Below are 20,811 nucleotides of genomic sequence, written 5' to 3' on the forward strand. Positions count from 1 at the left end.
CTTCGCGCTGTTGTGAACTTTCCTGACTTCGCGCTGTTGTGAGTTTTCTCGGCCTCGCGCCGTCGTGAGCCTTCTCGGCTTCGTGCCGTTGATCTCCTCCGAACCGACGAGGCGACTGACGACCGTCGCGGCTTTGTACCGCCGGCGACACCCCCGCGTATGGAGGAGGACGGCGAGGGGGAGGCTCCCGGGCCCGCACCGGTCGCTGCGACATACGACCGAATCGCTGAACATTTCGCGTCGACGCGCGAGTACCCGTGGCCAGAGGTGGCTGCGTTCCTCGGCCGCGACACCGCGGATCGACTCGACGACGACGCTCTGCACGCGCTCGGCGACGGGGCCGCACCGTCCATCGGCGCGGGAGTGGACGCCGCCAAACGCGCCAACCGGGCGGCCGTCGGCCTCGACCTCGGTTGTGGAAACGGTCGGCACGCCGAAGTGCTGGCCGACGTGACAGCGCGCGTCGTCGGCATTGACGTCAGTGGAGGGCTCATAGCGACCGCCAGCGAGCGTGCGGACGAGCGCGGATTCGCTGACTCGCTGACGCTGCTCGAGGGGGACGCCGGATCGGTGCCGCTGCGCGACGATAGCGTCGACGTCGCGGTCTACGTGGCGACGCTGCACCACCTTCGCTCGCGGGAGCGCCGGGTCGCCAGCCTCTCCGAGTTAGCGCGAGTGCTCGCGCCCGGTGGCCGGGCCCTCGTCGGCGTCTGGTCGACCGCCCACGACCGCTTCGACGCCGACTCGGGCTTCGATACGACCGTCGCCTGGACGCTTCCCGGCGGGGAGTCAGTCCCCCGATTCTACCACATCTACGACCCGTCGGAGTTCGCCGCCGACCTCGACGCGAGTAACCTTCGGACGGTCGAGCGGACCGTGTCGAGCGGAAACTGTTACGCGGTCGTCGAACCGGAAGCCGGGATCGATGCCGCGTAGTCGATCGGTCTGTTCGCTTCACGGCTGGTCGATACCGGCGCACGGGAACTCTGCGTTTAAGTCAGCGGAACCCCTACCTGTACTTGAATGAACGACAACGAGGCCGACAGCGAGACGCCGACGGTGCGCGACTACGAGGTCATCGTCGTCGGCGGCGGTCCTGCGGGATTGCAGGCGGCACTGTACACAACGCGACTGGGACACGATACGGCGGTCGTCGACCGCGGCGGCGGGCGAGCGGCGATGATGCTCGATACGCACAACGTCATCGGCGTCACCGAGGAGACGTCGGGCAACGAGTTTCTCCAGACCGCTCAAGAGCAGGTGAAATCTTACGGCGCTGACGTGGTCCGCGACCTCATCGTGGATGCTGAGCGAACCGACGACGGCCGCTTCCGCCTCCACGGAAACAACGCCGAGTTCCTCGCCGACCGGGTCGTCCTCGGCGTGGGCTTCAGCGACGAACACCCGGACCCGCCGGTCCCGCGGACCGGCAAAGGGCTCCACTACTGCCTCCACTGTGACGCGTATATGTTCATCGACCGTCCGGTCTACGTGATGGGGTCCGGCGAGGCGGCCGCCCACGTCGCAATGATTATGCTCAATTTCACCGACGACGTGGACGTCCTGCTCCGCGGCGAGTCGCCCGAGTGGAGCGAAGAGACCGACGAGCAACTCCGCGCACACCCGATTGACATCGTCGAGGCCGAGATCACTGGGATGCGCAAGAGCGACGACGGTTGGCTCGAAGCGTACGAGTTCGAAGACGGCTCCGTCCGGGAGTATCGCGGCGGGTTCCCGATGTACGGTTCGAACTACAACGCCGCGCTCCCCGACCAACTGGGCTGCGAACTGAACGACGACGGCACAGTCGCCGTCGACGAGAGTATGGAGACGAGCGTCGACGGAGTCTACGCCGTCGGCGACATCACGGCCGGACACAATCAGATCCCGGTCGCGATGGGCAAGGGCGCGCAGGCAGGCATCGACATCCACTACGGCCTGCGGGAATTCCCTCGGGACCTCGAGGAGATTCGGGAGAACGGCCCGGTCGATGCGGCGGAGACGCCGGATATCAGCAGCCAGATCCGCGACGCGGCCGAAGCGTTCCCGGAGGCTCGCGCCCCGCCGATCGAGTCGCCGCAGCCCGAACTGGCTGACGACGACTAGACCGACCCGCAGCCGGCCCCAAAGAGTAACATCCTTATCCGGGGACCGGAAATGAACGCGTGTTGGTCGCGTTACGGAGCGCAATCGCGTATGAGCGCCGGTGGTCTAGTGGTAGGACCTGAGCCTTCCAAGCTCATGGCCCGGGTTCAAATCCCGGCCGGCGCACTTTCTGCCGAGCGGAGCGAAAGTCATTATTGATGGAATTTGAATTAGACGAGTCGCAGCCCGCGCAGCGAAGCGAGCAGGACCGTCTCGGCGTGGTTCAAATCCCGGCCGGCGCACTTTCTGCCGAGCGGAGCGAAAGTCATTATTGATGGAATTTGAATTAGACGAGTCGCAGCCCGCGCAGCGAAGCGAGCAGGACCGTCTCGGCGTGGTTCAAATCCCGGCCGGCGCACTCCCTTCGGTTGTTTGTCGGCCGATGTCTTACTCACTCGCGCCGTTCGCTCGTGGGGCCCCCGGCCGGCGCAGCCACTCCGTGCAGTTGGCCCGATATTTCAGAGAGACAACATATAAACCATCTGCAGACTACTGAGACCCAACTGTTATAATTGTTCGTTCAGTGGGGATAGCCGATGACCGACTCGATCCGCGTGCTCCACGTCGATGACGACCCGAGCATCGGCGACCTGACCGCGGATTTCCTTGAACGGATCGATGCCCGATTTCAGGTCGAGACCGCAACGTCGGCCGACGAGGGACTCGAACGCCTCTCGGAGACCGATGTCGATTGCGTCGTCAGCGACTACGATATGCCCACGCTCGACGGCATCGAGTTCCTCAAACGGGTCCGCAAACGCGACGAGAAACTGCCGTTCATCCTGTTCACCGGCAAGGGATCCGAGGAGGTCGCGAGCGAAGCCATCTCCGCTGGCGTCTCCGACTACCTCCAGAAGAACCCGGGAAGCGAGCAGTACGAACTGCTGGCGAACCGGATCCGAAACAACGTCGAACGCACCCGAGCCAAGCGGGAGGAGCAACGGCATCTCAACGCCATCGAGACCGCCAGAGAGGGTATCAGCATCCTCAACGACGACGAACAGTTCGTTTACCTGAACGACGCGTACGGCGACATCTACGGCTACGACCCAGCCGAGTTGGAGGGCGAACACTGGTCGCTGCTCTACCGCGACGAGGACGTCGACCGGATCGAATCGGAGATCCTCCCGTTGGTGGAGAACCAAGGATTCTGGGAGGGTGAAACTGTCGGACTCAGGGCCGACGGAAGCACGTTCACCGAGGCACACACGCTCTCGAAGACCGAACAGGGCGACATCGTGTGCACGATCCGCGATATCAGCGACCGCAGGGAACGCGAGCGGCAACTGGAACGAAAGACCGCTCGACTGGAGGCGCTCTTCGAGCAGTCCCCGGATATGATCAACGTCCACGACGACGAGGGCACGATCCTCGATGTGAATCAGCGGTTCTGCGAGTCGATGGGAGCGACCAAGAACGAACTCGTCGGCAAGAAAGTTTGGGACGTCGATACGAACTTCGACCGCGAGGGACTGGCAGAACTTCTCTCAGGGCTCGACACCGCCGAGATGCTCCACGCCAGCACCACTTTCCGAAGAGCCGACGGTTCGACGTTTCCCGCCGAGGTCCACGTCAGGCGACTCGACCTCAAGAAGGGGAATCGGTTCCTCGTCATCACACGCGATGTCAGCGAGCACGAGGCACAAAAGCGTGAAATCAAGCGGCAGAACGAACAACTGGAGGCGTTCGCGAGCACCGTCAGTCACGATCTCAAGACGCCCCTCGCGACGGCACAGGGGTACCTCGAACTTTCGCGCGAGAACGACTCCTTGGAGTACTTCGATCGGATCGAACGGAGTCACGAACGGATGGAGCGGATCATCGGGGACGTTCTCTGGCTCGCTCGGGAGGGACACGCGATCGGTAGCGTCGAACCGATCGAACTTCCGGAAGCGATCGACGCCGCCTGGGAGATTGCCGGCGGCGCAGAACACCCGATGTCGCTCGAAATCGACGACGAACTGGGTTCGATCGATGCCGACCCCGATCGGTTCCGACAACTGCTCGAGAACCTCCTCTCGAACGCAATCGAACACGGCGGGACCACGGTCCGAGCTATCGTGCTCTCGGACGGCTTCGCGATCGCTGACGACGGGCCGGGGGTGGCCGAGACGAACCGCGAACGCGTGTTCGACCGCGGATACTCGACAACCGAAGACGGGACCGGAATCGGCCTGGCGGTCGTACGGGAGATTGCCGACGCACACGAGTGGAACGTTCGTATCACCGACAGCCGGGACGGCGGCGCGCGCTTCGAGTTCACCGACGTCGTCGAGGCCTCGTCGCCGGCGACTCCGAGGTAACGGCCTTGCACACGCCCGTTCTGTACGATACTCTGACAGTCGCGGCTCGGTTCGTTGAACGTCGTTCCCGTACCGGCGAAATACATATCCCAATAATGACCTTATATGTGGTTAGTGAACCATTATGCTTACAGGAGAAGGTCCTTTACGGGGCAGTGACAAGCGTATCTATGACCAAGCCACACAAACACAAGACTGGCGAGTCCGTTGGACTCGCGGACCCGACAGACGAGCGGTCTAACTGCGGCGTCGGGGCCGTCATCGACCTCGACGGTGGCAAATCGCACGAAACTGTAGTAGACGGCCTAGAACTCCTGGAGAATCTGGAACATCGCGGTACCACCGGTGCTGAAGAAAATACCGGTGACGGGGCCGGGATTATGATACAGCGCCCCGACGAGTTCTTCGACGCCGTCGTCGATGCCGAACTTCCCGACGAGTACGCCGTCGGCTCAATCTTTATGCCGCAGGACGACGCCGCCCGTGAGGGACTTATCTCCATCTTCGAGCGCGTTCTCTCGGAGCACGGGCTGAACGTACGCCACTGGCGTACCGTACCGACGGACAACTCCGATCTCGGGGCTACCGCTCTCGAATCCGAACCCGATGTCTGGCAGGCTTTTGTTGTTCCGAACGCTGAACTCACCACCGACGAGTTCGACAGAGCGCTGTACGTTGCGCGCCGCGCGGTCGAAAACGAAGTCGACGAACTCGACTCGGCGGGTGCAGCACGGTTCTACATCTGCTCGCTCTCCCGGAAGACGCTCGTGTACAAGGGCCTCCTGAAGGGCGATCAACTCGCCGATTACTACCTCGACCTCGGCGACGAACGACTCGAGACGACCCTCACGCTCGTCCACGCACGGTTCTCGACAAATACGCTCGGCGCGTGGCACCTCGCGCACCCGTACCGACACACCATCCACAACGGCGAGATCAACACCATCCAGGGCAACATCAACTGGATGCGGAGCCGGGAGACGAACCTCGAACACCCCGACTTCGGCGACGACCTGGAGACGCTGAAGCCGGTGATCAACGACCCGGATCAGTCCGACACTGCCTCCGTCGACAACGCCGTCGAACTGCTCCTACAGGGCGGTCGAGACCTTCCGCACGTCCTCCGGATGCTCATCCCCGAAGCGTACCGCGGCGACGAGCGGATGGACGAGGACCGGCGCGACTGGTACGACTACCACGCCTCGCTGCTCGAACCGTGGGACGGCCCCGCGCTCGTTGCTGCGACCGACGGCGACCGCGTCGCGGCCGTGCTGGATCGCAACGGACTGCGGCCCTGCCGCTACGACGTCACGACGGACAACTCGCTCGTGATGGCCAGCGAAGTAGGCGCGCTCGACACGGACCCGAGTGAGATCGAGACGCGCGGCCGACTCCAGCCCGGCCAGTTGTTCGTCGCCGACCCCGAAGAGGGGCGAGTGATCCCCGACGACGAGGTCTTCGAGTCGCTGACCGACGACAAGTACGGCGAGTGGGTTGAAGCCGAACAGCGCCGACTCGACGAACTGGCAGACAGCGACGAGTATGGCCCCCAAAACGAAGTTGAGCACCTCCGCGCGGCGCAGGCCGCGTTCGGCTACACACACGACCAGTTGAGTCACCTGATCGAGCCGATGGCGAAAGACGGGAAAGACCCCGTCGGCTCGATGGGTGATGATACGCCGCTGTCGGTGCTGTCGGACTTCAACCGCCCGCTGTTCACGTACTTCAAGCAACTATTCGCACAGGTCACCAACCCGCCGCTGGACTACATCCGCGAGGAGTTAGTCACGTCGATGGAATCCCGACTCGGAGCCCAGAAGAATCTCCTCAGCGAGTCGCCCGAACACGCCCGACAACTCGTTCTCGACTCGCCTGTCCTGACAGACGCACAAACAGACGGGATCAGATCGCTCGGCGACGACGACGATCAGATGGAATCGACGATCGTCGATATCACTTACGAGCGCGGGACCGACCTCGAAGCCGCAGTCGAACGCGTCCGCGACGATGCTGCGACCGCCATCGAAGACGGCGCGGACATCCTCGTGCTGTCGGATCGGAACGTCGGCCCCGACCGAGTGGCCATCCCGAGCCTCCTGGTCACGGGCGCTGTCCACCACAGTCTCGTCCGGAACGGGTACCGCAACCACGCCGGACTCGTGATCGAGTCGGGCGACCCCCGCGAGGTACACCATCTCGCGACGCTCGTCGGGTATGGCGCGGACGCGGTGAACCCCTACCTGGCCTACCAGACGATCGAAGATATGGTGGCCGGTCCCGACGGCGCCGACAAGAGCGACGCAATCGCGGCGTACAAGAAAGCGCTGGAGGACGGCCTATTGAAAACGATGGCCAAGATGGGCATCTCGACGGTCGAGTCCTACCAGGGCGCACAGATCTTCGAGGCCGTCGGCCTCGACTCCGACTTCGTCGCCGAGTACTTCGAGGGCACGGAGATCCGGACCGAAGGTATCGGCATCGACGTGATCGAGGAAGACGTCCTGACTCGTCACACCGTCGCCTACGGCGACGATCCGCAACTCGATCGGCAGGGCGAGTACGAGCACCGCTCCGACGGGATCCACCACCAGTGGAACCCCCAGACGGTCGGCACACTCCAGCAGGCGGTCCGGTCGGGCGACTACGAGAAGTACCAGGAGTTCGCCGAACTCATCAACGACCAGAGCGAGGAGTTACAGACGCTCCGCGGCCTGCTCGAGTTCGATTCCGATCGAGACCCCGTCCCGGTCGAAGAGGTCGAACCCGTCGCAGACATCGTCGAACGGTTCTCCACAGCGGCGATGTCGCTCGGGAGCCTCTCCCCGGAGGCCCACGAGAACAACTCGATCGCGATGAATCGCCTCGGGGCCAAGTCTAACACCGGTGAGGGCGGCGAACCGCCAGAACGCTTCGGCACCGAGAAAGAGTGCTACGTCAAGCAGGTCGCGTCCGGCCGCTTCGGCGTCACCTCCGAGTACCTCACCAACGCCGAGGAGATACAGATCAAGATGGCCCAGGGCTCGAAGCCCGGCGAAGGTGGCCACCTCCCCGGCAAGAAGGTCAACGAGATGATCGCGCACGTCCGCTTCGCGACGCCGGGCGTCGGCCTCATCTCGCCGCCGCCGTTACACGACATCTACTCGATCGAGGATCTCAAGCAACTCATCCACGATCTCAAGGCGGCGAACCCTGAAGCCGACATCAACGTGAAGTTGGTTTCGGAGGCCGGAATCGGCACGATCGCTGCCGGCGTCGCGAAGGCCAACGCCGACGTGGTCCACATCTCGGGCCACGACGGCGGGACCGGCGCGTCGCCGAAGACGTCGATCAAGAACGCCGGCCTGCCGTGGGAACTGGGCCTCGCAGAGGCGAACCAGATGCTGCGGGCCACGGATCTCAGATCCCGTATCCGTGTCACCGTCGACGGCGGGATGAAGACCGGCCGCGACGTCGCCGTCGGCGCCCTGCTCGGTGCCGAAGAGTACGTCTTCGGGACGGCCTCGCTCGTCACCTCGGGTTGTGTGATGGCCCGACAGTGCCACGAAAACACCTGTCCCGTCGGCGTCGCCACTCAGCGTGAGAAACTCCGGAACCGCTTCCCGGGGCAGCCGGATCACGTCATCAACTATATGACGTTCATCGCGCAGGAAGTGCGCGAGATTATGGCCGACCTCGGCTTCACCTCGCTTGACGAGATGATCGGCCGGCCGTCGCTGTTGACCCAGCGCGAGACCGACCACGAGAAGGCCCGGCATCTCGACCTTTCGGACGTCATCGCCGAACCGTCCGGCGACTCGCGCCGGAAGACTGAAGAGCAGATTCACGCCGGCGTGGAGGCCCAACTCGATCACGAACTCATCGAGCGCGCCGAATCGGCGCTTGAATCCGGCGACCCCGTCGCAATCGACTCGGACATCTCGAACGTCGACCGCGCGGTCGGAGCGATGCTCTCGAACCGGATCTCCAGAGCCCACGGCAACGACGGGCTTCCGGACGATACGATCCACTGCACCTTCGACGGCATTGCCGGGCAGTCGTTCGGTGCGTTCCTCGCGAGCGGCGTAACGATGGATCTCACTGGTGCGGCCAACGACTACCTTGGGAAGGGCCTCTCCGGCGGCCGTATCGTCGTTGAGACGCCGGAGAACGCGGCATACGAGGCCGACGAGAACGTCCTCATCGGCAACGTGGCACTCTACGGTGCGACCCAGGGTGAACTCTACGTCAACGGGGTTGCCGGCGAGCGCTTCGCCGTCCGCAACTCCGGTGTGAAGGCAGTCGTCGAAGGCGTTGGCGATCACGGCTGTGAGTATATGACCGGTGGCGTCGTTGCGGTGCTCGGCGACACTGGCCGCAACTTCGCGGCCGGGATGTCCGGCGGCATCGCGTACGTCTATGACCCCGACGACGAGTTCGAGTCGAAGACCAACACGGGGATGGTGTCGCTCTCGACGAAACTGGACGACTCGGACCTCCAGATGCTCCGTCGGCTGATCGAGAACCACGCGAGTTACACCAACAGCGACCGCGCGCAGTGGATGCTCGACGACTGGAGCGAGGTCGTGGGCGACTTCGTGAAGGTGATGCCCGACGCCTACGCCGAGGTCATCAAAGAGCGCGCCCGCGACGACGTCCGGAAGGAACTCCCGCCCGCGGCGAACGCCGTCGCTGGTGAAGACAGCCCGACCGCTGCACAGACCAGCGACGACTGATCGAGCGCCCCCGGTTCGTTTTGTCACCCCGTTCGAGACCACTGACCGACGTTCTAGGCCGATGACGAGTTACTGACCGATGTGTCGCTGTCGACTGGCGACGCCCTCGTCCGATTGTCACGCCTCAACAGTTCCGCCGCTATCGAGGCCCCGTGGCGAACAGTCGGCACTCGCTCGCCGGCCGCACATACCGACGCCCTCACGCCGCTGTGCCGAACACCCGCGATACGACGTGAGACGAACGCTAGGTCACTGCGGGTGTGGTCGCGTCATCGAACATAAACGATCGGGTCGGTGCGGGTCGAAACGACAGCACACTTAACCTCGTCAGCGCGAAACTGCAGGTATGCGCTGCGACGGCGACCGTGGCGTGAGCGAGACTGTCAGCTTTGTCCTCGTCTTCTCGCTCGTGGTCGCCAGCGTCGGGACGGTCTACGCCGTCGGCGTCTCCGAACTCGAAGCCACCCGCGACGCCGAGCAGGTCGATAACGCACAGCGGGCGTTCGACGTTCTGGCGGACAACGTCCGAGATCTGTTCGAGGGCGCGCCGAGCCGCGGGACTGAGGTCAAGATTGCCGGCGCGACGATCAGGGCTGCGAGCGACGCCGAAATGAACGTAACTGTCGATCCCGGCGGCGGTGGTACTCCGCAGTCGTGGGACTACCGACTGAGTCCGATCGTCTACGACGTCGAATCCGGCGGCGAGATCCGACTCAGCAACGGCGCGGTGCTCCGCGACAGCGCACGCGGCGGCGCGACGGTCGTCCGGGATGCACCCATTGTCGTCGACGACAATCGACTCCTGCTGCGACTCGTCAAGCAGGAGCACGTCGGTTCGGGTGCCGTCGGTGGCTCCGGAACGGTCCGGGTCCGGATGGCGACTACCGGGTCCCGGGTGTTTTACGACGAGGCGAACCCGGATAACCACTCCGTCCGGGTGAACGTGACCAGCCCGTATACGGACGCGTGGGCCCGTCACTACGAGTCGCTCGGCTTCACGTGTACCGAGGTGACTCCCCCGACCGCCGGCACGCCCGGGACGACCTCGTGTACCATCTCCGGGGTCGAGCGAGTCACTATCGTGTGGACCCGCATCACGACGTCGTTCGAGTAGCGGGCGTTCCGCGGTGACTGAGACTCAAACGACGGTTTGAGCCTCAGATGGGTATATGTGAATTGCACTCCATTACGGTGATATGGCCCCCCAACAGACGATGCGATCCCCCTCCGCGCGGACCGACGCGACCGCGACCCCGCAGGACGATTCTATGACCGACCGGTTGGCGCTGAACAGCGAGGATCTTCACGTCCGGAGTTACGAACATCAGATGGCACACGACCTCGACGTGGGCGTGTACGCGCCTGACGGCGAGACGGTCTTCGAGGCGCAGTACAGGCTCGAAGCGGGCGCGGTGAAGAGCGAGATCAACACGCTTCCGCCCGGCGTCTACGAGATTCGAGCGTCGCTCGACGACGCGCGGGAGACTCGCCGCCGGTGTCGTATCGGCGACGCGCCCGACCGGACGGCCGTAATCGAGGTCGGCAACGGCGTCGTCAGCGTCACCGAGCGCTTCCCGCGGTAGCGGACGATTCAGACTCCCTGCCGACTCAATCGAGCGCGACGCTCACGTTGTTCTCGGTCACGTGCAGATACGTGATGTACGAGCCCCCAGCGACGGCATCGTAGCGGAGTTCTCCACCCGATGCGCTGGTGTCGATCTGGGTTGTCCCGCGGTTCCCCGGCCCGTGAGAGACCGTGAGTTCGAAGTCGGAGTCGAACGTAGCGAAGTAGTGCCGGGTGAGGATCCGGAAGTTCTGCGTATCCCCGAACTGGTACGTCGTGTTCTCGCCATCGTCACCGGTGTGGTTGAACGAAGTCGGACTCGGTGCCTGTGTGGCCGAGTCGTTGTACGCCTCCCAGTCAAGTGCTGTGTCCTCATTGAACTCCCCGTCCTTGTACGTGAACGTCTGGCTCGTTGCGGTGAAATCGACCTCGATGATCATATCGTTACCGTCGCAGCCGAGTTGCACCGGCCCACTGTTCGAACTGACTGTTTCGTTTTCCCACAGGTGCACGCCTTCCGGCGTCGACGAATCGTAGTAGTAGATCCGCACCGGGAACTGGACGGCGGGCGATTCGCTCGGACAGTAACTGTTCCCGATCCCGTTCGGGACCTCGACGAGCGTCTCCCAGGACTTCGAGCCGTCCTGGATGTAGAACGAGAAGTCGAGGTTGTTGAAGGTCCCACTCCCCTTCTTGACGTTGACCTGGAAGTCGGTAACGGCGTGTTGCTTGGCGATCCCGCGAACGGAGAGGCTCTCGCCCTTCGCCGGGAGGTCGAACTGTCCGATACCGCGCGTCGTCTCGAGCACCACCGTCGCAGTGCGGTTACCGTCGTCGACGGTGACGCTCCCGGTCGTCCGCGTGCGGAAGTAGTCAGCCCACCCCTGGTAGAACTGGCTGTGGACCGTCACGGAGACGGTACCGTTGCGGACGGGGTTCCTGTACTGCCGAGTCGATCCGTCCGGGTTATCGACGTCGTACGGAGCACCGTCGCCGGTGCCGACCGCGGCGGTCTCGTTCGGGAAGATCCGGGTCGTCTCCTCGGTGCGTCGGATCGTCGCCGTGGCCCCGCCGCTCGCCGCGTCGTCAGATCGGATCCGGAGAACTGGGAGCGTCAGAGTAGTGCCCCGGTAGTGGAACTCCGGCGGCGACACCATCGTCGTCCCCCCGTTGCGGTGTCGCCAGACACCACCGCCCTGGTACGCGATCGTCGTATCGCCGCTCCGGTACGACACGGATCCCAGTGAGGCGTTGTAGACCTCCTCAGTCGACGTGCCCGTGTAGTTCGTATGTCTGATCCGCAGCCACCCGCTCTCGGCCTCGGCAGTGTACCGACCGTCGCTCGACCGCCCGAGTCGGACCGTCTGGACGGACCCCTCTCCCAGTCCGACCACGGCCGTCCGCGCGTCGAGGAGGGTCATCGCGTGAGCAGCACGATCGTTCGAGGCCTCCTCCTGGACGTCTCCGAGGGCTGTACCGCCGACGGCGACAACGACGCCGGCGCTCGTGATCGTCAGTGCCAGCAGCAGCACGAGTCCGATGTTTGACGACTGTGCGCGGTGTGTCATACGAGTGCCCCCTGCCCCGGATTCGCCTCGGGTGCCGTCAGCGCTAACGTCGACGACGCATTGCCCTCGGCGAGTACGAGCGCCTGACTCCCTCCCTCGGTATCGAGTCTGACCACGGTCCATCCCCCGGTGGCCGTGGTTTCGGTGAGATCCACAACGGTCGAAGTCGTAAGCGTGACGGTCACGTCGGTCTGCGAGGAGCGGAGTCTCAGATCGTGCCGCGACGGGTTCGCTCCGGGTGCTCGCACTTCGGTCACCTCGATCAGATACGTCTCGCCGGCGACCCGCTCGGGGAGATCGACGCCGACGCGAGCGGTGCCGGCGTCACCGACTCGCGCCAATCGATCCGCGTCGTCGATTCCGGCGACGAGTTGCTCGGCGACGACGCGCAGTTCTTCGCGCACGACTGCCTCGCGCTGATCCTGGACGTAGCCGCCAGCGCCGATGAGGAGCCCCGAAATGAGCACCGCGGTGATCGCCAGCGCGATCACGTAGTTGACCGTGATCGAGACCGCGCGATTCCGCATCACGCGGGCACCACCTCCACCGTCGTCGTGTACTCCATCTGTGGGGTCCGGTAGGAGACCCGGATCGACGCGGCGTAAACCGCGTCCGTCCAGTCGGGATCGCCCGTTCCCGGTGACGCGAGTCCCGGCAGCGACAGCGACGAACTCGTCCCGTTGACGACAATCGAGTACCTTCCACCGGCGACGTCGCCATCGGCGTACTCGACGGTCACGGTGCCGCTGGTGTCGTCCAGTCGGGTCAGCGCCGGACACGACGCGCCGCCGACGGAACCGTTCGCGACGTCCACGACGAACGTCCCACCCGGTGCCGATCCGGCAGGGCAGGTCGCCGTCCCTGCGGGTCCGTCGATCAGGGCCCGCGGATCGTCCGTGGAATTGTTGTAAAGAGAGAGGCTCCGCGTCCCATCCGCCGAGGAGACGTCCATCCGGAAACTGTTGGTCGGGCCGGTTTTGAGCCGTGCGGCGTCGACCTCGAACCGGATCGACCGGATCCCCATCGCGCCGTCGACGACTGTCCAGTCCGGCGCGCCGCCGACGCTGGAGAAGTTCCGGTTCGCATCGCGCTGTCGGATTCGCGTCCCGTTCGTCGTGCCGACGACGTCGACGTCGGCCGCGTCGCCGTTCACCGCCCGGTGATGCGCGGCGGTGTCGTCCCAGGCCGCCATCGTCTCGCGGAGCGCGGTGTACAGCGTCGCGTGCGAACTGGCGTTGCGGCGGTTCACTGACTCGATTGCGGCGATCCCGCCATCCTGCGACGCCGACACGTACTCGACCGCTTCCGTCCCCCCGATGCCGGCCTCTCGCGTCGCCAGGTTCCCCGTGTAGATGGCGGTGTTCAGAAGCAGTGCGAGCGCGACGAAGAGCACCGCTAGCGAGAGCGCGCCGACGAGCAGCAGCTGGCCCCGGTCGGTGCCGGCACCGCCCCGGCGGACGCCGTTCAGATCCGCCATACCACCAACTCCACTTCCACGACTGCGTACAGATTCTGCTCGGGCACCGTGTCGCCGACGACGTAGGAGGCGTTCTCGAGCGTCGTTCCCGAGACCGATCCGTCCTGCGCCCGGAGTCGGTCGTCGTCTTCGAGCGTGACCAGCCGCGTCGCCGACGAGGCGTGGTCGCTCGGTTCACCGAGATCAACGATCGCCTGACTCCGGCGGGTTCCGGACGCATCGACGTAGTGCATCGTCAGATCGAAAGCGACGCCACGTTCAGAAAGCGCGTCGTCGAGGGCTGCACCGAACGCTGTCGGCGGTGCACCCCCCACGTACCCGTCCCCGGTCGCACCGTGCCAGGACTCCTCAGAGTCGTTCCAGTACAGGAGCGTCGACGTCAGCGTACCGTTCTCCTCGGCGGTGGTGAGCAGTCCCTCGGCGACAGCGCCCTGCTGATTCTCGATGTGCTGGCTCGACGTACTCCCGGTGAGGGGCGTCACGGCCGTCACTTGCAGCGCGAAGACGAGGCTCGAGACGAGAATCATCGCGGCGGTGATCGCTTCCAGCGTGTGGGCCTGTGCGCGGTCCATCACCACACCCTCACGAGTAGTCGGTAGGTCTCACCGTCGAACCTGACGATCCGCTGTGCGGCGTTCACGGCGTTCGCTTCCGAGACCGGCGGGCCGGCGACGTACTCGCCGCCCGGGCGGTTCGCGGGCGCGCCGTCGAGCGTCCGGATCGAGACGTTCACGTCGCGCGTCCCCGGAAGCCCGAACAACGCCGTCGTCGCGTCCGCCGTTACGTCGAACTGACACGTCGCTGGCGCGTTCGTCCCGTTGTCCAACTGGATAAAAAAGGCGTTCGTGCAGGTCTCGTTCAGCGCGTACGGTTCCGCGGGATCACCGAGCCGATCCGTCGAGAGGGAGGTCGCGATCCGATCGGCCGTCTGCGGGCCGTCGGTGCTCTCGAACGGAGCGAAAATAGCCGGGACGAACGCGACGACGGCGGCGACGACGACCAGAAAGAGGCTGATGCCGATTGCGAAGTCGATTGTCGTCTGTGCGCGTCCGGACTCCGTGCGCTGCTTGCGGTCGGTACGCTGATGCATCGCACTCATCCTACCACCATCCACACGGCGAGCGCAATCGTCTGCAGCACCACGAGGAACTTCACGCCGCTCACGATGTCGGCGTCGCGGATGTACCCGCTGATGAACCCCGAGAGCCCCGCCTGGAGCGTGACGGCGTGGAAGAAGAGCACCGACAGCACGGCGGTGTCGACGCCCTGGCCGAAACTCAGCCCCTGTCCGGAGAGCCCGCCTCCACCCGCCGAAGAGGCCTGCGACGCCAGACCCGCCATCACGTCGAGGAACTGCGTCTTGAGGATCGCCATCACACCCAGCAGCGTGAGATACGTCATCAGGATGATCGCTACCTGCATCCTGGTCCGCGACTTCCGCTCGCGCTCGATGTCGTCTTGGGTCTCTGAGGCCTGTGCCGCAGTCGTCAGGACCTCGGTGATCTGACTTGAGGCCTCCTGCGCCTTCGAGATGAGTTTGACCGTCCGGGCCAGCCGCGGAATGTGGTACTTGTTGTTGAACTCCACCAGTGCGCCGCGCAGGCTCATCCCGTAGTTCACCTTCGTGTGCATCACCTCGAACTCGTCAGCGAGTTTTCCCGAGGAGGTGTCAGCGACGGTCTCGACCGATTCCAGGAGCGTCTGTCCGGTGTCGTTCGCGCTCGACAACTTCCGGAGGTCGTCTGAGAGTTTCCCCGTGATCGCGTTCCGCGAGCGGACGTTCCAGGTGTGAAACAGTGCCAGCGGCACGCCGACGACGTACGTCGGGACGTACCACCAGACGAAGGTCCCCCAGATGGGCCTGTCCAGCATCCCCTGCCAGGTGAGCGGTGCCGCTCCGTTGAGGGCTGCCACCGCGAGCAGCGACACCGCCGCGGGCACGGTCACCACGAGCGTGTACATCGGGTGGTCCCTGAAGAAGACGTGCGGCCGCCGCAGCAGTTCGCGGGTCTTGTGGGTCCCCTCCCGGCTGCGGATCCGATCGAACAGTCGGAACTCGCCGACGAAACTCTCGATCAGCCCCATATGGATGAGCCCCTCCCGGTTCACCTGTTCGAGCCGGTCAGATCTGTTTGCGGGCTGGAGGTATCCGTCGCCGGGCTCGTCCTGTTTCACCGTCGAGACGAGCACGAGAAAGCCTACGCCCGTGAGCGGGATCAGCGCGTAGACGGTCGCATACAGCAGCCGTTCCTGACCGTTGCCGAGCATACTCATAATGACGAGGATGATGATGAGAAGCAGCGGAAACAGCGACAGCGTCATATACATCTCGCCGAAGAGTTCCAGCGTCTCGAGGATCGTCTCCTGCTCCTGCTTCGCCGTGCGGAGGTGCTTTTCCTTCTTGTCGTCGAGGAACTGCTCCATATTGCCGCCCGAGTTGACGATCGATAGCATATCGGTCAGGAACTGCGAGAGTTCCTCCGAGGGCGTCGTCATCGCCTGATCCCGGATGGCGTTCCGGTAGTCAGTCCCGAAGTACTCCGTCTCGCGGACGATGCTCTGGAACTCCTTTGCGACCTCCCCGTAGGTGTCGTCGGCGCGCGCCATCGCCTCCAGAATTTCGAGTTGGTTCAGGCCGCCGACTGACAGCGCGTACATAAACGAGATGGCGTCGGGCAGCAGCATATTGATCTCCCGCTGTCGGCTCGAGGCTCTCGAGTACGGGACTGCGATGAGCGTTCCGAACCCCATCGCGAACCCGATCGCCCCGAAGACGATTCCCGAGACGACCGTGACCGCCGGGGCTGTGAGCGCGTTGAGCGCTTCGGCGGTCGCCGCGTCCCCGGTCGGGAGCCCGATACTGAACACGTTCGGGTCCACCAGTCCGAACTCGAAGAGCCCCCAACTCACGAGCGACCCGACCACCCAGAGCACCCCGCCGACCAGTACGCCGATCGCCAGCGCGCGAGACAGATACAACTCCACCGTCGCGGCCATCCGGGCCTGTTCGAGTTTCGTCCCGACGTCCGCGACGAAGTCGCCGTCCTCGTCGAAGAGAAACTGAAAGACCGGGTAGAAGGCGTCGCCGAGCGGGTCGGTGCTCCGGTCGTACTCCTCGCCGTCGTCGACGTCGAGACTCATTGCGACTCGTCCTCCGCGTTCTCGACGCCCTCGGACTGCTCTCCGGTCGATTCGTCCTCGTCTGCATCGTGGTCGGTGTCGTCCCCGTTGGATCCGCTCTCGTGGGTCCCGCCCGCGACGTCGTCACCGCTTCGATCGAGGTGGCCGCCGTCCGCGCTGGTCTCGTCGTCCCAGGAGTCGGTCTCCGAGTCGGGACGCTCCACTTTGCCGAAGTCCCAGGCCCCCTCGTCGTTGACGCTGCTGCTCGACTCGTCGTCCGATTCGGCGGCCGCAGCCCCTTCGGACAGCAGTTCCTGAAACGAGCGTCCCTCGTCGGACTCGCCGCCGGCCGGTTGCTCCGCGTGCTCGTCGTCCGGTGATGGTTCGTCAGCGCCCGTGTCCTCAGACGGCCCGTTACTGGATGCTCCGGCCACTTCGTCGCGTTCACCATCGGACCCTTCGACTATGTCGCTGCGTTCGCCTCCGGACGCTTGCGCCGTCTCGCCGGACTCATCACCGGGCGAATCCGCCACCTCTCCCGGTTCGCTTCCAGGCGTTTTCGCCGTATCTCCGGATGCTTCCACTGTGTCGATAGGTTCGTCTCCGGATGCTTTCGCCCTCTCGTCGCTGGTGGCGGTCAGTGCATCGTCTTCGGATTCGGATGTCAGAATGTCGCCGGATGCGGCCACTGTGTCGTCGCCCTCCTGTGCCACATCGTCGTCTCTACTGGAGACAACATCTCGTGCCCCACCGTCGTCACCAGCCGTCCCATCGTCTCTCGGTGCGTCGAGCGCCGGCGGCCCGTCGTCGTCAGATTCGAGCGCGTTCATCTCCTCGCCGTCCGGATCGGCGTCGAGTTCCGGCGTCTCGGTCCGCTCTTCGAGCGCGTCGAGTTGCGGGTGGTCACCCATCGCGGCGGTGACGTCGGGCGCGGTATCGACGTCGAGGAGCGCGTCTGCGACGTCGACGTCCTCGAGGTCGCGGTACTCCGGCCACAGTTCCGATTCGGCGCGTTCGAGGATCTCCTGACAGAGGTCTCGGACGTCCTCGCCCGGGTTCGGCCGCGGAACCATCTCCTCCTTCTCGGGGTCGACGTCGATCTGGACCGACTCCATCTCCCGGAGGTCTTCGAGACTCCGTTCGAGTTCGTCCCGCGCCATCAGCGCGAGAATCGTCTTCTGATCGTTGATGAACGCCTGCAGCGTCGCCGCGACCTCGGTGTAGGTGTTGAGACCGCGATCGATTAGGTACGCGATGACGACGTGGCGCTTGAACAGTTCGTCGTCGAGCGTCTCGCGGGTCCACCCGCGGTCGAACCGGATGTCCTCTAAGGTGTTCGACGAGCCCATCTTCAGGAACTCGTCGCCCTCGGCCTGCCATTGGTAGACGTCCTGGACGTTGATCTCGTCGTTCTCGGCGTCGTAGTGGTTGATCTCGGTCAGGGCCTTGTTCCGCCGGACCTTGTCGCCCTGCACCCGGGTCGAGGTCTGTACTGAGACGAGATCCAGCGCGGTGAACATCGTCTTCGAGACGTTGATCGGGTCGGTGGTGAACCGCTTGAGCACCTCGCCGACGCTGTCGGCGTGAAACGTGGTGTAGGTGGTGTGCCCCGTCGACATCACCTGAAAGAGGGTCCGCCCCTCCTCGCCGCGGATCTCGCCCATCACGATGTAGTCTGGGCGCTGCCGCAGCGCCGCTTCGAGGAGGTCGAACTCGTCGACGTCGCCGCGGTCGTCGTCGCTGAACGACGGCCGGGTGACGGAGGCGACCCAGTTCCGCTGGGGCAGTTCGACCTCTCGGGTGTCCTCGATGGAGACGATCTTCGAGTTCGAGGGGATGAAGAGCGAGACCGCGTTCAGCGACGTCGTCTTCCCCGACGCGGTCCCGCCGGCGAAGATCAGGCTCTTGTCGTTCTCGATGCAGAGCCAGAGGAACGCCATCTCCTCTAAGGAGAACGTCTTCCAGTTCACCAGGTCGATCGGCGTGTACGGGACGTCCTTGAACTGCCGGATCGTGTAGTTCGTCCCGTGGTCGGAGACCTCACGCCCGAGCGTCAGTTGCGCCCGCGACCCGTCCGGGAGCGTCGCGTCGACCTGCGGGCGGCGCTTCGAGATCCCCTTCCCCGAACGCTGGGCGAGTTTGACTACGAAGTCGTCGAGTTCCTCCTCGCCGTGATAGACGTTGGTGATGATCTGCTCGTAGTCGGAGTGATAGACGAACACCGGCGAGTTGTAGCCGTCGCAGGAGATGTCCTCGACGTTCACGTCGTGTTTGATGCCGTCGATCCGCTCGTAGCCGATGAAGTCCCGGCGGAGCGCATACAGCAACTTCTCGACCTGGTAGTCCGTCAGGTCGGTCGAATCCTCCGCCAGCACGGCCGGTTCGGGTCGGGCCGCGATCCCTTCGAGCGAGGGGTCGCTCTCGCCGGTCGACGGCGACGAATCGAACAGATCGTCGAACCGTCCGCCGAGCGACCCTTCGCGGAGGCCCAGCGCCCGCGCGACCGACGCGAGTCGTCGCTTTCGCTGCGTGTCGTTGCCGCTCGTGTTCCCGGTCGTGTCCTCACCGCCCCTCCCGATGCCGACGTCGAAGCCCGACAGCAAGCTATCGCCCTCGTCAGTCTCGCTTGTCGGTCCCGACGCGAGGGTCGACAGCCCCGCCTGGTGCGGTCGGTCAGGCGTCTTGTACAGATTGTACCGCTCGAGCAGTTCGAGCGCTTGCTGTTCGATCACCTGCCGTCGCGTGTTGGGCGTGTCGTCGTCTACGCTCTCGTCGTCGTACTTGATCGCCGTGCGCAGTTTGCCGGTGAGGAACTCCGTGAGATCCGCCTCGATCCGGTTCTGGTGGGGTTCGATCACGTAGTACTTCTTCTCGTTCTCCTTCCGGGAGTGAAAGATGATCACGAACGAGTGGGGCTCGTTGACCCAGTAGCGCTCGACCTCCCGGAAGTGTCCCTTCTTCTCCATCGGGACGGTCTTCTCGAGGTCGTAGCGGTTGACGACCGTCGTCGCGCCCCGCCCGTCGGTGAAGAACGCGCCCTCGTCGAACTCGGGATCGACGTCCACGGTCCGCTCGTCGACGAGCTCCTGCAGTTCGGTCGCCCGCTGATTGCCGTGACCGAGGACGCTCTCGATGTCGTCGGGATCGAAGCCGAGCGCCTCAGTCGCGTCGAAGCACTCGATCTCGCCGTCCCGGTCGCGCGGTCGCGAGCCGTCGTCCTCGTAGTAATACTCGCGCTTGTAGTGCTCCCAGAGCCAGACGTCCTTGACGACCGGCGTCGTCTCGGGATCGCAGAACGCCTCGAACTCGCGGTGGACTCGAACCGCTTCGTCGAGGGCCTCACTGACCTCGTCGTCGGCCTCGACGGGATGAAAGGCGAGATACGACTCGGGATCGAGGCTCACCTCGTCCCAGTCCTCGCGCGTCGGCGTCGGCACTTCCACTGGCTCGCCGTCGTCCCAGCGCCCGCTCGGTTCCCTTTCGTCGTCGGCGGTGTCGACTTCGCGCGGGTCGAGCCCACGGTAGAGCGTTTCTACGTCGCCGTCGACGCCGTACTCGTCGAGGAAGTCGGCCCAGGTGTACTCGCCGCGGACGACTGCTGGGCCGGAACTCGACTCCGCTTCGTCTGTCTCGGTCGTCTCCTCGTCGGTTGGGGTCGTCGCTTCGTCGGTCGCATCGCCGTCTTTGTCCGAGTCCGAACGCTCGTCGGGCTGAGCCGGCGGCTGCGCGGTCGAATCGATCGCGCGGCGGTCGCCGTCGGTCGCCGGGAGTTCCCCTACCTCCTCGTTCTCGGTGTCCCGATCGACGGCGCTCCCTTGGAGGGTCGACAGCGACTTTTCCCCGTCGCCCCCCGACGCGTCTGTGCCATCCCCCTCAGGATCGGCTCCCGACGCGTCGTCGTCGGTTGCCATCATTCGTCGCT

General features: G+C 64.6%; 13 protein-coding genes and 1 tRNA gene. 7 read left to right on the forward strand and 7 right to left on the reverse strand.

The window, feature by feature from the left end; translation table 11 throughout:
• The first annotated feature begins 159 nt into the window (after positions 1-159).
• The 7 genes from ABEI27_RS13205 (at position 160) to ABEI27_RS13235 (ending at position 10,743) form a co-directional block, all read left to right on the forward strand.
• A complete protein-coding gene (locus ABEI27_RS13205; protein ID WP_375799869.1) occupies positions 160-936 on the forward strand; it encodes a class I SAM-dependent methyltransferase in 777 nt (258 codons plus the stop codon).
• Between the two features lie 87 nt (positions 937-1,023).
• Positions 1,024-2,106, forward strand: coding sequence for an NAD(P)/FAD-dependent oxidoreductase (locus ABEI27_RS13210; RefSeq protein WP_375799870.1), 1,083 nt, complete (start codon positions 1,024-1,026; stop codon positions 2,104-2,106).
• Between the two features lie 94 nt (positions 2,107-2,200).
• Positions 2,201-2,271: transfer RNA gene (locus tag ABEI27_RS13215), tRNA-Gly, on the forward strand.
• A gap of 410 nt (positions 2,272-2,681) precedes the next feature.
• Positions 2,682-4,448 (forward strand): PAS domain S-box protein, encoded by a 1,767-nt coding sequence (locus ABEI27_RS13220; protein WP_375799871.1) that lies wholly within the window; start codon positions 2,682-2,684, stop codon positions 4,446-4,448.
• 170 nt (positions 4,449-4,618) lie between these two features.
• On the forward strand, positions 4,619-9,160 hold the full coding sequence (gene gltB / locus ABEI27_RS13225; RefSeq protein ID WP_375799872.1) for a glutamate synthase large subunit: 4,542 nt from the start codon (positions 4,619-4,621) through the stop codon (positions 9,158-9,160).
• Positions 9,161-9,506: 346 nt separating this feature from the next.
• Positions 9,507-10,274, forward strand: coding sequence for a hypothetical protein (locus tag ABEI27_RS13230; protein ID WP_375799873.1), 768 nt, complete (start codon positions 9,507-9,509; stop codon positions 10,272-10,274).
• Positions 10,275-10,356: 82 nt separating this feature from the next.
• Positions 10,357-10,743, forward strand: a complete 387-nt coding sequence (locus ABEI27_RS13235) for a hypothetical protein (protein ID WP_375799874.1) — start codon at positions 10,357-10,359, stop codon at positions 10,741-10,743.
• A 25-nt stretch (positions 10,744-10,768) separates the two neighbouring features.
• Here the strand turns inward: ABEI27_RS13235 and ABEI27_RS13240 are convergent, their stop codons facing one another.
• Genes ABEI27_RS13240 through ABEI27_RS13270 form a run of 7 tightly spaced genes read right to left on the reverse strand, consistent with a single transcriptional unit; the run spans position 10,769 to position 20,800 of the window.
• On the reverse strand, positions 10,769-12,292 hold the full coding sequence (locus tag ABEI27_RS13240) for a hypothetical protein (RefSeq protein ID WP_375799875.1): 1,524 nt from the start codon (positions 12,290-12,292) through the stop codon (positions 10,769-10,771).
• On the reverse strand, positions 12,289-12,819 hold the full coding sequence (locus ABEI27_RS13245; protein ID WP_375799876.1) for a hypothetical protein: 531 nt from the start codon (positions 12,817-12,819) through the stop codon (positions 12,289-12,291). The genes ABEI27_RS13240 and ABEI27_RS13245 overlap by 4 nt, the downstream gene beginning before the upstream one ends.
• Positions 12,819-13,769: a hypothetical protein gene (locus tag ABEI27_RS13250; RefSeq protein ID WP_375799877.1), complete on the reverse strand. Its 951-nt coding sequence runs from the start codon at positions 13,767-13,769 to the stop codon at positions 12,819-12,821. The genes ABEI27_RS13245 and ABEI27_RS13250 overlap by 1 nt, the downstream gene beginning before the upstream one ends.
• Positions 13,757-14,341: a hypothetical protein gene (locus ABEI27_RS13255; RefSeq protein ID WP_375799878.1), complete on the reverse strand. Its 585-nt coding sequence runs from the start codon at positions 14,339-14,341 to the stop codon at positions 13,757-13,759. The genes ABEI27_RS13250 and ABEI27_RS13255 overlap by 13 nt, the downstream gene beginning before the upstream one ends.
• Positions 14,341-14,859 (reverse strand): hypothetical protein, encoded by a 519-nt coding sequence (locus ABEI27_RS13260; protein ID WP_375799879.1) that lies wholly within the window; start codon positions 14,857-14,859, stop codon positions 14,341-14,343. The genes ABEI27_RS13255 and ABEI27_RS13260 overlap by 1 nt, the downstream gene beginning before the upstream one ends.
• Before the next feature lie 5 nt (positions 14,860-14,864).
• Positions 14,865-16,910: a type II secretion system F family protein gene (locus ABEI27_RS13265; RefSeq protein WP_375799880.1), complete on the reverse strand. Its 2,046-nt coding sequence runs from the start codon at positions 16,908-16,910 to the stop codon at positions 14,865-14,867.
• On the reverse strand, positions 16,907-20,800 hold the full coding sequence (locus ABEI27_RS13270) for an ATPase, T2SS/T4P/T4SS family (RefSeq protein WP_375799881.1): 3,894 nt from the start codon (positions 20,798-20,800) through the stop codon (positions 16,907-16,909). Before ABEI27_RS13270 ends, ABEI27_RS13265 begins: the two co-directional genes overlap by 4 nt.
• Positions 20,801-20,811 lie beyond the last annotated feature (11 nt).

This window comes from Halobellus sp., assembly GCF_042218505.1.
In the GTDB taxonomy this organism is placed as follows: Archaea; Halobacteriota; Halobacteria; order Halobacteriales; family Haloferacaceae; genus Haloquadratum.

What these genes read in the sequence shown, in the direction of transcription:
- ABEI27_RS13230 (WP_375799873.1), top strand. Translation starts at nt 9,507, where the DNA reads ATGCGCTGCGACGGCGACCGTGGCGTGAGCGAGACTGTCAGCTTTGTC.
- ABEI27_RS13205 (WP_375799869.1), top strand. Translation starts at nt 160, where the DNA reads ATGGAGGAGGACGGCGAGGGGGAGGCTCCCGGGCCCGCACCGGTCGCT.
- gltB (WP_375799872.1), top strand. Translation starts at nt 4,619, where the DNA reads ATGACCAAGCCACACAAACACAAGACTGGCGAGTCCGTTGGACTCGCG.
- ABEI27_RS13270 (WP_375799881.1), bottom strand. Translation starts at nt 20,800, where the DNA reads ATGGCAACCGACGACGACGCGTCGGGAGCCGATCCTGAGGGGGATGGC.
- ABEI27_RS13250 (WP_375799877.1), bottom strand. Translation starts at nt 13,769, where the DNA reads ATGGCGGATCTGAACGGCGTCCGCCGGGGCGGTGCCGGCACCGACCGG.
- ABEI27_RS13260 (WP_375799879.1), bottom strand. Translation starts at nt 14,859, where the DNA reads ATGCATCAGCGTACCGACCGCAAGCAGCGCACGGAGTCCGGACGCGCA.
- ABEI27_RS13245 (WP_375799876.1), bottom strand. Translation starts at nt 12,819, where the DNA reads ATGCGGAATCGCGCGGTCTCGATCACGGTCAACTACGTGATCGCGCTG.
- ABEI27_RS13255 (WP_375799878.1), bottom strand. Translation starts at nt 14,341, where the DNA reads ATGGACCGCGCACAGGCCCACACGCTGGAAGCGATCACCGCCGCGATG.
- ABEI27_RS13220 (WP_375799871.1), top strand. Translation starts at nt 2,682, where the DNA reads ATGACCGACTCGATCCGCGTGCTCCACGTCGATGACGACCCGAGCATC.
- ABEI27_RS13265 (WP_375799880.1), bottom strand. Translation starts at nt 16,910, where the DNA reads ATGAGTCTCGACGTCGACGACGGCGAGGAGTACGACCGGAGCACCGAC.
- ABEI27_RS13210 (WP_375799870.1), top strand. Translation starts at nt 1,024, where the DNA reads ATGAACGACAACGAGGCCGACAGCGAGACGCCGACGGTGCGCGACTAC.
- ABEI27_RS13240 (WP_375799875.1), bottom strand. Translation starts at nt 12,292, where the DNA reads ATGACACACCGCGCACAGTCGTCAAACATCGGACTCGTGCTGCTGCTG.
- ABEI27_RS13235 (WP_375799874.1), top strand. Translation starts at nt 10,357, where the DNA reads ATGGCCCCCCAACAGACGATGCGATCCCCCTCCGCGCGGACCGACGCG.